General features: G+C 66.0%; 12 protein-coding genes and 1 pseudogene. 6 read left to right on the top strand and 7 right to left on the bottom strand.

Annotation, left to right across the window (positions count from 1 at the left end; genetic code table 11):
• Nucleotides 1–40 precede the first annotated feature (40 nt).
• Both ACN469_RS36185 and ACN469_RS36180 read left to right on the top strand, forming a co-directional pair.
• Complete coding sequence (locus ACN469_RS36185; RefSeq protein WP_498775684.1) at nt 41–544, top strand: RNA polymerase sigma factor; 504 nt, start codon at nt 41–43, stop codon at nt 542–544.
• A 79-nt stretch (nt 545–623) separates the two neighbouring features.
• Nucleotides 624–2,222 (top strand): vWA domain-containing protein, encoded by a 1,599-nt coding sequence (locus ACN469_RS36180; RefSeq protein ID WP_498775682.1) that lies wholly within the window; start codon nt 624–626, stop codon nt 2,220–2,222.
• A gap of 55 nt (nt 2,223–2,277) precedes the next feature.
• Here the strand turns inward: ACN469_RS36180 and ACN469_RS36175 are convergent, their stop codons facing one another.
• Nucleotides 2,278–2,922 carry a pyridoxamine 5'-phosphate oxidase family protein gene (locus ACN469_RS36175; RefSeq protein ID WP_498775680.1) on the bottom strand — a complete coding sequence of 215 codons (645 nt, stop codon included), beginning with the start codon at nt 2,920–2,922 and terminating at the stop codon, nt 2,278–2,280.
• A gap of 138 nt (nt 2,923–3,060) precedes the next feature.
• On the opposite strand from ACN469_RS36175, the gene ACN469_RS36170 reads away from it, so the two are divergent.
• Nucleotides 3,061–3,990 carry a LysR family transcriptional regulator gene (locus tag ACN469_RS36170; protein WP_498775678.1) on the top strand — a complete coding sequence of 310 codons (930 nt, stop codon included), beginning with the start codon at nt 3,061–3,063 and terminating at the stop codon, nt 3,988–3,990.
• A 44-nt stretch (nt 3,991–4,034) separates the two neighbouring features.
• Here ACN469_RS36170 and ACN469_RS36165 read toward each other — a convergent pair whose 3' ends face one another.
• Both ACN469_RS36165 and ACN469_RS36160 read right to left on the bottom strand, forming a co-directional pair.
• Nucleotides 4,035–4,469 carry a hypothetical protein gene (locus ACN469_RS36165; protein WP_498775676.1) on the bottom strand — a complete coding sequence of 145 codons (435 nt, stop codon included), beginning with the start codon at nt 4,467–4,469 and terminating at the stop codon, nt 4,035–4,037.
• A gap of 256 nt (nt 4,470–4,725) precedes the next feature.
• Nucleotides 4,726–5,934: a glycoside hydrolase family 19 protein gene (locus tag ACN469_RS36160; RefSeq protein ID WP_498775675.1), complete on the bottom strand. Its 1,209-nt coding sequence runs from the start codon at nt 5,932–5,934 to the stop codon at nt 4,726–4,728.
• A 364-nt stretch (nt 5,935–6,298) separates the two neighbouring features.
• Between ACN469_RS36160 and ACN469_RS36155 the strand changes: the two genes are divergently transcribed.
• Both ACN469_RS36155 and ACN469_RS36150 read left to right on the top strand, forming a co-directional pair.
• Nucleotides 6,299–8,773, top strand: a complete 2,475-nt coding sequence (locus ACN469_RS36155; RefSeq protein WP_498775673.1) for a hypothetical protein — start codon at nt 6,299–6,301, stop codon at nt 8,771–8,773.
• A 682-nt stretch (nt 8,774–9,455) separates the two neighbouring features.
• Nucleotides 9,456–9,866: a hypothetical protein gene (locus ACN469_RS36150; RefSeq protein WP_498775671.1), complete on the top strand. Its 411-nt coding sequence runs from the start codon at nt 9,456–9,458 to the stop codon at nt 9,864–9,866.
• 92 nt (nt 9,867–9,958) lie between these two features.
• Here the strand turns inward: ACN469_RS36150 and ACN469_RS36145 are convergent, their stop codons facing one another.
• Together ACN469_RS36145 and ACN469_RS36140 are read right to left on the bottom strand one after the other, a co-directional pair.
• A complete protein-coding gene (locus ACN469_RS36145; RefSeq protein ID WP_498775669.1) occupies nt 9,959–10,717 on the bottom strand; it encodes an alpha/beta hydrolase in 759 nt (252 codons plus the stop codon).
• A 40-nt stretch (nt 10,718–10,757) separates the two neighbouring features.
• Nucleotides 10,758–12,116 carry a M23 family metallopeptidase gene (locus ACN469_RS36140; protein ID WP_498775667.1) on the bottom strand — a complete coding sequence of 453 codons (1,359 nt, stop codon included), beginning with the start codon at nt 12,114–12,116 and terminating at the stop codon, nt 10,758–10,760.
• A gap of 320 nt (nt 12,117–12,436) precedes the next feature.
• Between ACN469_RS36140 and ACN469_RS36135 the strand changes: the two genes are divergently transcribed.
• Nucleotides 12,437–12,949, top strand: a complete 513-nt coding sequence (locus ACN469_RS36135) for a hypothetical protein (protein WP_498775665.1) — start codon at nt 12,437–12,439, stop codon at nt 12,947–12,949.
• Nucleotides 12,950–12,982: 33 nt separating this feature from the next.
• Here ACN469_RS36135 and ACN469_RS36130 read toward each other — a convergent pair whose 3' ends face one another.
• Nucleotides 12,983–13,753, bottom strand: coding sequence for a hypothetical protein (locus tag ACN469_RS36130; RefSeq protein ID WP_498775663.1), 771 nt, complete (start codon nt 13,751–13,753; stop codon nt 12,983–12,985).
• 177 nt (nt 13,754–13,930) lie between these two features.
• Nucleotides 13,931–14,140, bottom strand: a pseudogene (locus ACN469_RS36125) (LVIVD repeat-containing protein); the annotation flags it as partial.

Genomic DNA, 14,140 nt, shown 5'->3' with positions numbered 1-14,140 from the left:
CTCCACAAGGACCGTTGCCCGTGGAGTGCCACCCGACCTCGTGACGCTGTACCAACGGCATGGCGCCACCATCTACCGCCGAGCCTTCTTCCTCCTGCGCGACGCGGACGAGGCGCGCGACGTCGCACAGGACGTCTTCGTCGCCCTGGCCTCACGACACGCCCCCCGCCAGACGCCATCCTTGCTGTATGAGGTGACGACGTGTCTGGCCATCGACCGACTGCGTCGGCGGTTCCGGCGGGCGCGCCATGGCCCATCCCTGTCCCCGTCCCCTGCTCCCGACCCGGACATGGAGCCCTCGCATTCCGGCAACCTGGCGCGCGTCGAGGCGGCCAGGGACCTCGCCATGCTCACGCGGGGCGAGTCTCCCCGGACGATGACTGTCGCCATCCTCCACTTCGTCGAGGGACGCAGCCTCACGGAAGTCGGCAAGGAGTTATCACTGTCACCCAAGACGGTGAGAAGCCTGCTCAAGCGCTTCGTGACTCGCGCACGCAAGCGCGGCACACGCCTGGATGGTAATTCTCCGCGCGGGCCTGAATAACAACCGCCTGAAATGAAATGTCCCTCTTTCAGGGCGTCAGACGATTCATCTGCCAGCAACCCCGTCAATTGGAGCCCGCGTGAATCGCTCTCTCAAGCAGATGCTGTGGTGTGCCCTGGTGATGCCGGCGTTCATCGCCTGTGGACCCGACCTGGGGACCGAGCTGTCCTCCACTCCGGCCCCGGAAGAGACTCGGCAGGCCCTCTCGCTCGTGGCGGATGCGCGCGTGAATGACGACGTGAGCCGGGACGGTCCCCGGACGCCCACGCGGCTCGTCCAGGCGGAGCGTTCCTTCGCGGGTCCGGAGGTCCAGGGGTTGGGCCCCAACCGCTACGGCCTGGTCCTGATGGACCGCTCGGGCTCGATGACCACGGTCCGCGCCAGTACGGGCAACACCCGGTGCTATGACTCCCGGAAGCAGGCCCTGCTGGAGTTGGACAGACTCTTCGACCCCAACGACCTGGACCGCACGCACGTCGCCGTCTGGAGCTTCGCGGGCTCGGTCGTCGACAAAATCACCGTGGGCTATGTGGACTACGCCACGGCCAGGGCCGCCATCGAATCCCTGGCGCCCGAGGGCTGCACGGGCGTGACGCCGCTGGCGGATGCGATGTGCTGGGCCATCGACGACCTGTCCGTGCAGGACCCGGGCTTCACGACCAATCTCTACATCGCCACGGACGGCGAGGAGAACTCGAGCACCGGCGCGTGCTCGGGCCCCAACGGGACGACGTCGAACCTGGCGAGCTGGCATGGGAAGGTCTTCACGAAGGCCAATGCCAGCCTGGTGAAGACGAGCACCTCCTACTGGGTGTCCTCCACCGACCTGGAGCTGTGGCCCGGACAATTCGAGGCGCTCGCGTCCGCCGCGCCGGCCTGCACCACCGCCAACTACTGGATTTGCGACGACCAGCTCTTCTCCGCGCTCGCCGCCCGCTCTGGCGGTGAGTACCGGCGCGCCAACGACGCCAACACGGCCTATCCCTGCGCCCGGGCGACGTCGTGCCCCGTTCCGTACGCGGGGACGCGTGGCAACACCCTGCCCTTCAGGGTCAGCGGAACCAACAACGCCACCGTCAACACGGCGAACCAGGCCATCTACCTGCGCGCGGGGGAGACGCTCACCGTGGGGACGTGCGGCGTGGCGGGCGCCTCGGCCGTCGGCGACACGAACATGAAGCTGTTCGGCCCCGCCGGCACGCAGGTCGCCCAGAACGATGACAGCTGCGGCCTGCTCTCCAAGATTACGTTCACCGCCGCCACCACCGGCACCTACCAGGTCCGCGTCGGCTGCTTCGCCAACAACCCCTGCAACGGAACGGCGGCCTATACCATCGCAGGCGCGTTCAACTTCACCGCCACCAAGACGCAGAACGCCACCATCAACACCTTCAACCGGAAGCTCTACCTGCGCCCGGGCCAGCGCATCCAGCTCGGCACGTGCGGCGTCGCGGGCGCATCAGGCGTCGGCGACACCCTCGTGCGCCTCTTCGGCCCCGCCACCCCGAGCACCCAGGTCGCCTTCAACGACGATGCCTGCGGAGGGAGCCTCTCCAACTTCACCTACACCGTTCCGGATACAGGTGCCGGCGAGTCGGAGATTCGCGTGGGCTGCTATGCCACCACCACCTGCAGTGGCTCGGTGGGCTACGTCATCACCGACGCCGCGGTCCCTTGAGCCCAGGACACCTCTCGCGGGGGCTCCGCTGAAGCACCCTCCCCGCCTTGGTGATTCAGCGACCTGGCCCTCGCGCCACTCCGGGGGGTCGAGGGCCGGGTTGCCGTTCGCGGAGCAATGCGTTCTCGCGCTCCAGGGACTTGAGCTGCTCCATCAAGGGATTCACCATCTCGCGCACCTCGTCCTCCGTGTAGCGAGGGGTGATGTGCTGGGGGCAGTTCCAGTCCAGCCCCTCGACACGCAGCACGAAGATGCGTTCGGCCGGGGTGTCCCCCGCGACGCGTGAGAAGGTCTCCGGGTCATCGGTGCGCGTCACCGTCCTGGCGCGTGCCAGGACCTTGAGCCGTGCACGGTTGGGATAGTCGACGAAGATGAGCGCGACACGCTCGTCGCTCTCGACGTTGCCGACGGAGATGTACTGCCGGTTGCCTCGCAGGTCGGCGAAGGCGAGGGTTCGCTCGTCGAGGACGTGCACGAACCCCTTGGGTCCACCGCGATGCTGGATGTAGGGCCAGCCCGACTCGCCAACGCTGGCCATGTAGAAGCTGTCGCGCTCGCCGAGGAAGCCCACCTCGTCCTCGCCGAGTGTGTCGGGGGTGCTCGGGCCGCGTTCGAAGCGCGCGTATGAGCGCCGACTCCCCATCTTCTCCTGGGCGGCCTTCACCTTGGGAGTGAAGGCGATTTCCGAGAAGCCACGCATCGTTCCCATCCCCTTCTGGACGTCTCTTGAGGTCCGAAAGGCGACGCCCATCGTCGCCACCCCAGGAACATGCCGACTTGACGTGCCGATGAGAATGCGTGGTCGATGCAATCCATCTTTGCGTATTCTGGAAGAATCATGGACCGCCTCGATTCGCTCCGCGCCTTCATCGTCGCCGTCGACCAGGGCAGCCTGTCCGCCGCCGCGCGAGCGCTCTCACGCTCTCCTGCCTCTGTCACCCGCGCCATCGCCTCGGTGGAGCAGCGCCTGGGGACGACGCTCCTGCGCCGCACGACGCGTTCGCTCCGGCTGACGGAGGCGGGCGAGCGCTACCTCGTCGTCGCGCGCCGCGTGCTGGCGGACCTCGACGACGCGGAGAAGTTCGCGGGCGCGGCGGCGGCCGAGCCGCAGGGGTTGCTCACCGTGACGGCGCCCAACTCGTTCGGCTCGATTCATGTGCGTCCGCTCGTGAGCGAATACCTCGCCGCGAACCGGCAGGTGCGCGCGCGACTGCTCCTGCTGGACCGTGTCGTCAGCGTGGTCGAGGAGGGCATCGACGTCGCCGTACGCATCGGCCAGCTCGCCGACTCGGCGCTCATGGCGACAACCGTGGGGAGCGTGCGCCGCGTCGTCGTCGCGAGCCCCGCGTATCTCGCACGGCACGGGCGACCGACCTCGGCGGCGGCGCTCGCGGAGCACCGCTGCATCGTCTGTACTGGCGTGACACCGAACGACACGTGGACGTTCGGCGCGCGTCGGGAAGGGGAGCGTGCCAGGCAGGTGCGAGTGACGCCCGTGCTGAGCGTCAACCTCGCGGAGGCCGCGATTGGCGCCACGACGGACGGCGTCGGCGTGACGTGCGTCCTCTCGTATCAGGTCGCCGAGGCTGTCCGCTCCGGCGCGCTCGTCGTGCTCCTCGCCGACCTCGCGCCGCCCCCCGTACCGGTGCACCTCGTCTACCCCGCGACGAGCGCGCGCACGGCGAAGGTCCGCGCATTCGTGGAGCTGGCGACGCCTCGCCTTCGAGCGACGCTCGCCGAGCGAAGAGGGCGTCCCCGCGCCATGTAGCGGCGCGAGCGGACGTTCGACGTGTTCGCCCCTCGCCGCTGAAATCAGCGGGAGGTCGGGAAGTAGGACTCGAGCGCTTCGGTCGCGGAGGCCTGGAGGCGAATCTCGACGCCGTCGAAGCCCACCTGGAACACGTCGGTCTGCGAGAAGAGAAAGCTCTCCTGCGTCCTTGCGCGAATCTCCGCCCAGGGGATGCGCACCGGGGCGTGAAAGAGCCCGAAGAGGAGCGTGGACTCGAGATAGAGCCCCCGCTCATCTCCTCCCACCGAGAGGCCGTGGCCGTAGTTCATGAAACCCACCCGCCCCTCGACATTGTGCTTCAGGGGCACGGGCGCGGAGCCCACCGCGCGGTAGCGCTCCACCAACTGACTCCAGCCACTCAGCATCGGAATGAAGAACGCGATGACCAGGAAGAGCACCACGAACAACAGGGCGAAGACCCAGATGGGCAGCGATTCGGCGGCGTCCACGGTAGTCATCGAACGAGCCTACCCCGTCCCGGACGAACGGACAGCCAGGCGCCGAGTTGAACATCAACAACATCTCGACGGTGAGGATTGTCCGGACTGCCCGGGGACGAAGTCGTGCTCGGTACCGGCTCGCAGGGGCTGTCCGGCTCCGGACGCGTGGGCTGACGGGGCGTGGGGCCGACGCCGGGCGGACTGGCGCAGGTGGCCGCCCGGCGTTCCGTGTGTGGGAAGGGAGGGCGAACAGTCCCCTGCCTGGTGACGGGCCTCAGCAGCCCAGGTTGCCACCAGGGCTCACGCCGAGCATGTTGGCGATGTCCTGATATTTCTGGATGCGGCTCTGCACCTGCCCCGGGTTTCCACCGTTGCACTCCAGCGTGCCATTGATGGTGCGGATGGTCTCACCGAAGCCGTGCCCGTTGACCATGGCGCTGTGCGCGGTCATGGTTCCGGCGCCAGCCTGAGTGGTCCAGAACCAGAAGGCGGAGCGCCAGGAGGCGTTCGCGTCCTGGGCCAGCAGGTCGGGATTCGTGTGCAGCGGCAGGTTCAGCGCGGCTCCGGCCGCGCAGTAGTTGCCGTTCCAGGACAACTGGATGGGCCCACGTCCGTAGTACTGCTTGCCTGGGACGCAGTTGCAGCCCGGCGGGCCCCAGGAACCACAGTAGGGGCCGCGAGCAATCTCCTCGATGTAGACGTAGTTCCCGGTCTCGTGGGCTGTGTTGGCGAAGAAGGCCGCCACCTCGCGCTTGCGCGTCTCCAGCGAGCCCGTGTTGGCGAAGGCCGGGAAGGTGCTCGCGGCGGCGATGAGGCTGCTGTACGTGTAGAAGGGGTTACGGTTCGGAAACATGGCGTTGAACGTGGACTCGCTCAGGATGGCCGCCAGTCCCGTGCCGCCACCTCCGTCGATGCGGTCGAACGTCCAGCGCTGGTTCGTCCGCTGCTCGTAGGGGTACTGCACCAACTCCGTGCCGTTGGCCGTGTTGCCCCAGTACACGTCAATGGCCATGTCCGTGTGGCGCGCGCGGATGCTGAACTCGCTGCCCACCTCCTTCACGAAGCGGAACTGCTGGTTCGTCCCACCGCCGTAGCCCCATTGGTGGACGAGCGCATTCGCCGCGGTGCTGCCCTCCTTGATGTCGAGCCCCTTGTTGCTGTTCACGTTGATGATGCTGAAGTAGCCGCCGGACGTGGGCGTGACGCGGAAGCGCTGTGCGTTGGTTCCATTGCAATCCCATTGCTGCACCTTGGCGCCGTCCGCCGTGCTCGACGAGTCGATGTCGATGCACTTGTTGGTCATCACCGAACGGATGACGTAGGTGCCTTCGGTGATGGTGTCGACGATGGCGGCGCTTTCCACCTGCCCCACCGATTCGAGGGCGACGGGCGCTGGCTCGGCGCTGTCACAGCCTCCCAGAGCGCTCAGGCCCCCACAGATTCCCAGCAGGGCCAGACTGCGTGAAACGAACTTGCCAGACATGCTTGTGCTCCTTGCGGTCGAGGGTTTCTCGGGCGCTCCACGCCAGGGGTGGGCGGAGGGAGGCCCTGGCTCCGGGCGACCGGGGCCGCAAGGACCGTACGACAAGCAGCAAAACATGAATAAACTGACTTAACTGTCAGACAAGAAGCGTTGAGCAGCGGACGCGCCGCGGCGACTCGGGTCTACCGATGAGCGGCACCGCCGATGTCGCGCCTTACCCACCAAGTCGGAAATGCCCCAACGGACTACGTCCTCACACGTTCATACTCCCTGTGAAATTCTAGACTCAGCACATCCCACAGTGTCATATGGAATGACACCCGACAGGTTGTTCCGGGTGCTCATCAGAGGGGGAAGTTCCATCATGACGAAGCAAGTTGAGACGAGGCGGGCGCCCGCATTGCGGGGCGTCCCTGCCAGGCTACGTGTGCGGTTGGGTCTGGGGACGCTGTGCGCGGGACTGGCGCTCCTACCGGGGGTCGCGCTGGCGGCGGCGCCCATGGGGACGGTGCAGAGCATTTCATCGGATGGGTACGTGAGGGGTTGGGCCTATTCCCCCAACGTCCCGTCGGGCTCCGCCGAGGTGCGCTTCTACCTGGACAGCGCCAACGGGCCGCTGCTGGGCACCGTGCAGGCCAATGAGTTCAGTGCCGCGGCGCAGGCGCAGGGCATCCCCGGCAACCGGGGCTTCAGCTTCCAGCTCCCGCTGCAGGACCGGGACGGCCAGGCGCACACCATCTACACGGTCGCCTCGGACCCGTCGTTCGACGAGGCCGGCCTGAACATGACCACCGCGTGCACCATGAGCAACAGCGGCACTCCCGGAGCGGACGCGCGGGCCCGCGCCTCCGACGACGCGTTTTCGTGGGAGTGCTTCAGCCGGGCGCCCGACGACAACGTGGGAGGGCCGAACCTGGAGGCCTTCTGCGCGACGAAGGGCAGTGGCTATGTGCCCCACCTCAAGGGCCCGCAGCTCGCGACGAACGCGGCGTACAACTGGATCTGCCGCAAGCCCCAGACCTACACGCTGGACATGAACGTCGCGTGCACCAAGAACTTCGGCTCGGGTGTCGAGGGGCGCGCCACCAACGCCAATGACGCCTACACGTGGGGCTGCTTCCGGACGACCGCCTTGCCCGAGACGAGGGTGGTGGATCCCGACCTGAATGGCTATTGCACGCAGCGGGTGGGCTCGGGCTTCTACCCCACCCTGAACGGCCCCCAGGTTGGCTCCTATGCCTCGTACAACTGGGTCTGCCGCAAGTCGGGCTACTCCGACCAGCCCCTCATCATGAACACCGCCTGCCAGATTCGGAACGGCGCCAGCTCCTTTGCCCGAGCCAGTAACGTCAACGACGCGTACACCTGGGGCTGTTACAACCCCGCCGTCTCCGTGGGGACGCGCGTCGGCAGCCCGAACCTCGAGGCCGCCTGCCTCGACAGACACTCGACCGCGACGCCCTTCCTCGATGGCCCGCAGACGGGCCCGGGAGCGGCGAGCAGGTGGATGTGCCGCGGATACCCCAACGAGGCGCCCGTGGTGATGCAGACCGCCTGCACGCTGCGCAACACCAACTCCCAGGCGCGGGTGACGAACGTGAATGACGCCTACACCTGGGCGTGTTGGGCACCGAGCAACGTCACCAGCAAGTTGCCGAACGGGCCCAACCTGGGCGGCTACTGCTCGACCTATGCAGGCAGCGGCTACGAGGCGAAGCTGACCGGCGCGCCCCAGGGCAACAACGCCTCGTCCCTGTGGCGCTGCCGCAAGCCTCGCACCGCTCCCGTCACGGCGAGCCTGGGCGCGTACTCATACAACCTGGGCCTGCCCGCCACTCAGTCCGAGACGCTCAGCTATGTCTCCATGCACCTGCCCGATGGAGTTGGGGCGACGCGCGCCAGCGGCACCTTCTACCCGTGGGCCGGCCGCAAGGTCGCCATCCAGACCCCGCGGGCCAACGGGCACTACAACTCCTCGGCCTCCTCGGACAACAACCCCGCGGTGATGGCGAAGATTGTCCAGGTGCTGGATGCCGCCTACGACTGGTACGCGGACACGACGGGCCGCACGCCCTCTCCCGGCAACCTCTACCAGAGCCGCCTCACCTTCACCGTCATCGAGCCCAACTGCGGCGCGGCCTGTGGGCGCCTGGGCAGCACCGGCATCGAGCTGTCCAGCGCGACGTACGAGGCCCTCTACAAGGGTGTCCGCGACTCGCTCGCCAACCCGACGACGTATCCCCGGCCCACCTTCGACCAGGCCGTCTTCTATGAGCTGGGCCGCAACTTCTGGCTCTTCGACTCGGAGCTTGCCTACAAGGACCAGCTCACCAACGCCGACGGCTCGAAGAGGGGCAACGGCGGCAGCGTCGTCACCGGGTACGCGGTCGCCATGCGCTTCTACTCGATGGACGCAGTGAATGTGGACGGCGCCCCCTTCGGGAGCCTGCCCTTCCCCACCCTCAAGCAGAATGTCTACGATTTGGTGGACACGTACCTGGCGAACACCAGCCTGACCTGGCAGAACACCCTGGCCCAGGACCAGGGCATCCCGAACGTCTACGGCGGCGCGGACCTGTTCGCGTCCTTCGTGATGAGGCTGGCCAACGCACACCCGGACCGGCAGTTCATCAACCTGGTGTGGAAGTACGCGGACGCCCAGCCCAACGCCAGCACCACGTCGCAGACGGTGGACAACTTCATCGTCGCGACCAGCCTCGCGGCGAACACCAACCTGACGGCCGTGTTCAGCGGGTGGCGCTGGCCCGCCCCGAGCGCTACCGCGCTCTCGAAGATCAACCATCTGAATTCGCCGGACCTGTCGAAGTACGGGCTCTAACAGAGGGCTTGTGCAGTCAATCGCGGAGGGTGGAGAGCGCTCCTGAATGAGGAGCGGCCTTCCGCGATGCTTCGAGCTCTCCCAGGAGGAGACTGTCCTCCTGGGAGAGTTGGCGTAGGGCGGCCCGGCGTGCATCCGGACGAACTCCAAAGCGAACCCAGCTGGGTCCATTCGCCCTGCTTCATAAACTCTCGGAAGCTGTCCCGGTCGCGCCTCGTCCAAGGAAGCCCGTGGGAGCCCCTCCGCAGCGTGAGCCCTGGCGAGGTGTGGCTGGGGAGGGACAGGTGGAGGAGCGCGCGGGTGGGCGTACCGGCGGCGGACGCCGAGGGGAGCTTTACCAAGCGGCCCCTGTCTCTGGCCCTGTTCTGCCACCGCCAACCGAGGGGCATGTGGCGTCGTTCTGCGCGCTGAACCCGGAAGCCTGTTTGGAGCCGCTGCCTGCCCCTGCGCCTGGGGAGGCCGAGACCACAGCGGACCCATGGAAGTCCTTCGCATGCATCCAGGCATGCCAGGCAGGCAGTCATAAGATGGAGGAGTTCTGCGAGAACCTTCCAGGAGGGACGAAGCGACAGCAGAAGCTCAAGGCCCTTTGCTTTGGCTCGTGCTACGCGGGCAAGGCCGCATGCCTCGTATTCTGCCGGGCCTACTTTGGTCCTCCCAGGGAGCCATGAAGTCACGATCCATGCCTGAGAAGGATGAGAACTGGCGTCCGAAACTGAGGCGCATTGAGGACCCGATTGCTGAGGATTGCTGGGAGTATCTTACCCCCTCAGGCAAGCAGCGTATCTCGAGGCTCGTGGTGGGCCGCCCGGTGCACTACCCCGAGCGGGGGCTCTGGTATTGCCCGGTGATGATCGAGGGCTACACCAAACCTCGCTTCAGACCGATCTTTGGTATGGGACCCGTGGACTCGCTGATGAACGCAATGACCTTCGTCCGAAGGTTCTTCGAGGAGAATTTCGAGGTGCTGCCCGGAGCAAAGCCAGCCTCCCCCCAGCAGACCCGCCCGCTCGGTGTTGGCAAGCGGTCCACGCCGCGGAGGACGCCCCAGAAGAAACAGCCGGGAAAGACTCGCACCCGTCGGGCGAAATGAAGATGCCGTTCTTCGGAGCTTCAGCTCCACCTCGCATGGAGCTGTCAGGCAGCTGGCGATCCGCTCGCTCCAATGCGGGGCTCTCACAGGTGCTACACGCCGCCTGGAAGTCCGTTTAGAAATTCAAGAACATGGCTCAATGTCTGTTGCTGCTGTTCTTCCAGGGAAATAGCCGCACCGCTGTCCATGAACAGCCTTCCGAGGTAGCCAAACTGTGAGTGGTTGCCACCTTTTATCAAAACCATCCTGGCACCACGAGGGAGCTTGTCTTTGTTTCCCATGACTTCGGGAACGCTCGCCAGGCCGTCATTCTCGGCGTAGATCTTCATCGCCGGAGTGGTCAGCGAAGACAAGTCAATGTCCCGCGGATGGGAGGTGCCCATCAGGAACAAGCCTTTAAACAAATCCGGGCGTTCATATACAATCTGCGCCGCCATTTTCGCACCCTGTGAATGCCCGCCCACTACATAGCGACCCGCTTTCAGATCGACCAACTTCAACGTCTTTCTGTAGTCATATTGCGGCATCCTCCAGTCCATCTTCATCAAGTGACAGGTATAACCGTTTCTGGCCAGTTGCCTGCAAAGCGGCGCATACGCCTTGGGGTCGGCCAGGCCACCCTGGAAAAAAATGACTTCCGGCTTCGTGCCTGAGCTATCGGCCTGGAAGGTGATCATGTCGCTGGACGGAGTCACCGTAACCCCTTCGGAGCTGTCAAAGGTGTTGTCCGGGAGCCCCCTTGATTGAAAGGTCCACCAGTTCCAGCCACAAAAAACCATGGCCAGGCTGAACCAGATGGTTTTGAAGATTCTGCGTTTCGTCCATTTCTTCGCAGCCTGATTTAGAGTCATGAATCCTCGACAGCGATGGCGCCCTGTCCGGCTGAGCGACTCAGAGAGTCAGGCCGACCAACGGGGTTGAGGCGACATCCTCGACCAGGCTGATCCTCCGTCCCGGGTTCACCGTCCTTCCGGTCGGCACGCACTTCCAGCCCGACGAGGTGCCCCAGACGTGGGTGATACTCCCCTGGTTGTTGGCGACCAGCTGCGGCCAGCCGTGGCCAGCACGACCGGCAATCGGCGTCCCGGTCGGCAAGGCCGCCGGGGTCGGTATCCGGTTCCACTTCCCGCTCGCCCCGAAGATGTGGTGAACCCGGTCGTACTCCAGCGACAGGCCCTGCAAGCTGCCCTCTGGCTGGATGACCGCGACCAGGTCGGCGCCGGGCTGCAGGTTCACCCCGGTGTCGCCCTTGTGCCAGCCGGAACTGTCAGCCCAGACATGGAACAGCCGACCATTGTCGTTGAACAGGCCATGAACGTCAGTCCCGTTGGCTGTCATCGAGAAGGTGCAGTTGCCCGACACCGTCACGGACGACGGGAGCTTCCTCCAGCCGCCGCCGTCGAAGGTGTGCCAGAGCCGTCCGCCCTCGAGGGTGAAGATCTGGGGTGATGCATTGGCCGGGGTCCTCAGCACGGTGAGCGGAGCCCCCGGGGCCATCGCCAGGCCGCTGCTCATCGTGGTCCAGCCGCTGCTGTCGGCGTAGACCAGCTTCATCACGCCATCGACATTCGCCATGGCTCGCGGCGACTGCCCGGCGCCCGGCGAGAACGCCCCGTACGTCGTGTTGCCCGGCAGGACCAGGTTGCTGAGCATGTGGACCCAGCCACCCGCGGTGCCGAGATGACCGAGGCGTCGGTCCTCCAGCGGCGGCTCGCCACCGATTCCACCGCTGCTGGAGCCGATGTAGTCGAGCGGGTTCACCCGGGTGCCGCCGGAGGTCACCAGGTGCCAGTGCAGGTGAGGACCCGTCGAGGACCCGGAGCCGGGCGCACCAGCGGCACCGCCGGAGTACCCGACGATTTCGCCCTGCTGGACCCGGCGCTCGCCCCCGTTGAAGCCCGACAAGTGGAGGTACTGGCTCCTCATGCCGTTGGCCATCACGACGGTCGCGGTGTATCCGCCCGTGCCGTTGTTCCAGTTGATAAGGAGTTGCCCCGAGGCGCAGGCCCGGAGCGGCGTGCCAACCCCCATCACATAGTCGATGCCGCCCAAGGAGCCACGGTTGATGTGGTCCCACCACCCATCCGAGGTCGAGTACCCAGCGAACGGGTTGATGATGACCTCGCCGGCGAGGGCGATGCTGGCCAGCGCTCCAGACCCACGGAAGGCGGCGAAGCCGGCCGCGACGCCGCTGGCATGCAGAAGGGCGCGCCGGGAGAATCGGCGGTGGGGACGGGACTCGGGGGACATCAGAACCTCCAGGGGAGAGGGGGTGAAGACTCCGGGCCCGCTTCGTCGCGGTCCGTTGCTCACCCTGTGTCAGTGCAACCGCCGCGGGCTGGTGCACCCTGTACCTCACCGGATGGTTGAGACACCAGATGGGTCGTCATCAGGCCGCGTGCGTTTGCAGTCACTCTCGCCGGGCCTCCATCTCCCCTCGATTTTTCCGCCCCCACTTGGAGAACTTCTCGGTCTACAGAAGTTGTCGGGAAGCCTCGTTCCAACAAATCACAGACATCCGCGACATTGAGGTCGTGCGCCCCTGACGCGGTCAGGGGTAGGCTGGGTGAATGCGCACCGCCATCCTCGCCCTCGTCCTGTCTTCCATGGCCGCCACCGCATGTACCGCCGCGGGGCGCTCCACCCCTCCCACCCTGGAGGACTTCTTCCGCCGCCCGGACCGCGTGCAAATCTTCCTCGCGGACATGGACCAGGAGTGGGACATGAGACCCGCGAGCGACGACACCATCCCTCGCAGCGGCTACTTCCTCCTCTCCAAGGAAGGTCCCGAGCTGAGCTCGAGGCAACGCCGGGCCCTGGCGGACATCTGGGTCTCCGCCAAGGACCCGGTGTCCTATCCTCCGAGGAAGTGTGGATTCAACCCGGACATCGCCTTCCGCTTCTGGATTGGCACAACGTGGGTGGATGCGGTGGCCTGCTTCAGTTGTCGGGAGATCGCCTTCCATGACGCGAGCGGCAAACCCATCCCCGGCTCCGAGGCGGGCTTCCTGGACGGCTTCCCGGTGATGCAGGACCTCGCGAAGCAGGCGTTTCCCGAGGGAGGCTTCAACACGAGGCTCTGAACGGCGGCATTGGAAGGGGAGCCCCCTTGCGTGCTACCAGATGCAGGCCAGGGAGCTGACGGACATGGTGGGGAACGCCGAGAGCGCCCCATCCGGAACCACCCCGTGCGTCGGATGGGTCGTAACGTTCTTGAGCAAGCCGGAGATGCTGCTGATGTACCCCACCGCGTACAGGGTGGTGCTGGAGCGCTCACGCAGGACCGCGCCGCACCACGGCTCGCTCGAGATGCTCGCCATCGTGCCCAGCGGAACCGTCTTCACGCTGCTGTAGCCACCGAAATAGGCGATGTCCGAAGGGTCGGTGAGAAGGTACTTGGCACCGGCAACCCACAGATAGACCTGACTCGTCGTGCGCTCCTGGACCAGGAGACTCATGGCGTAGGTGAAATCGATGAAGCGGTCGGACCAGTTGCTGTTCGGGATGTCGTGGACGACCGTCCAATCATCCCAGGCATCCAGCTCCGTGGGGTTGGGAATCCACCAGGGCCGCTGTCCGACGACGACGTAGATGGAGGCGCTCCCCATCTGACGGAAGAGCGTGCCGTCCATGGGCACCTCGGTATACGAGTCGATGGTGGCCTGGGGCAGGGGCACCAACGAGCGGCCCGAGTAGAGGCTGTGCTGCGCGGGCGGGATGAAGAAGCGCGCCCCGCCCGCCACGTAGTAGCGGTTCGACGTTTCGATGCCGAGCAGGATGTAGCCATCCGGAGCGGAGACGTAGCCCGCGAAGGCCTTCGCGCCGAAGAGGCTCAGCCCCAGGATGAGCCAGCGGGTGATGCATGCGAGGGAGGAGGTGACACGCACGGATTCTGCTCCTGTCATGAGGGGGAGGTTCTGCTTGCCTGTGTCGCGCCCGAGCGGGTCGACAGGTGCTCTACGAAGGCAGTCCTCAGGTCTGGTCATGCTTCCTGCTTTTTGAAGGACACCTCCGCGTGCACGGTCAGCTCCGACAGGCGTCGTTCTTCCGGCGGCAGCCAGGACTCAGGGCTCGTTGAAGATGAGCAGCCCGCGCGCGATGTCCACGACGTACACGTGGCCGTCGCCCGGCACGCGGATGCCGATGGCGCCCTCGAGCAGGCTGTCGGTGCGCTCCGGGTCGTCCTCACGGAAGGTGTTGAAGTGGGCAATCTCCTTCGGCTGGGGCGGAATGGAGACGTCCAGCACGCGCAGCCCCTCGTGGTAGTACGCGAT

This window comes from Corallococcus terminator (assembly GCF_049194865.1).
GTDB classification, from domain to species: domain Bacteria; phylum Myxococcota; class Myxococcia; order Myxococcales; family Myxococcaceae; genus Myxococcus; species Myxococcus terminator_A.
The sequence above is the reverse complement of the archived record's forward strand: the minus strand, read 5'-3'. Positions and strand labels throughout refer to the sequence as shown.

Coding starts and splice junctions, on each gene's coding strand:
- ACN469_RS36140 (WP_498775667.1), bottom strand. CDS start 12,116: ATGTCCCCCGAGTCCCGTCCCCACCGCCGATTCTCCCGGCGCGCCCTT.
- ACN469_RS36150 (WP_498775671.1), top strand. CDS start 9,456: ATGCCTGAGAAGGATGAGAACTGGCGTCCGAAACTGAGGCGCATTGAG.
- ACN469_RS36175 (WP_498775680.1), bottom strand. CDS start 2,922: ATGCGTGGCTTCTCGGAAATCGCCTTCACTCCCAAGGTGAAGGCCGCC.
- ACN469_RS36155 (WP_498775673.1), top strand. CDS start 6,299: ATGACGAAGCAAGTTGAGACGAGGCGGGCGCCCGCATTGCGGGGCGTC.
- ACN469_RS36170 (WP_498775678.1), top strand. CDS start 3,061: ATGGACCGCCTCGATTCGCTCCGCGCCTTCATCGTCGCCGTCGACCAG.
- ACN469_RS36145 (WP_498775669.1), bottom strand. CDS start 10,717: ATGACTCTAAATCAGGCTGCGAAGAAATGGACGAAACGCAGAATCTTC.
- ACN469_RS36135 (WP_498775665.1), top strand. CDS start 12,437: ATGCGCACCGCCATCCTCGCCCTCGTCCTGTCTTCCATGGCCGCCACC.
- ACN469_RS36165 (WP_498775676.1), bottom strand. CDS start 4,469: ATGACTACCGTGGACGCCGCCGAATCGCTGCCCATCTGGGTCTTCGCC.
- ACN469_RS36160 (WP_498775675.1), bottom strand. CDS start 5,934: ATGTCTGGCAAGTTCGTTTCACGCAGTCTGGCCCTGCTGGGAATCTGT.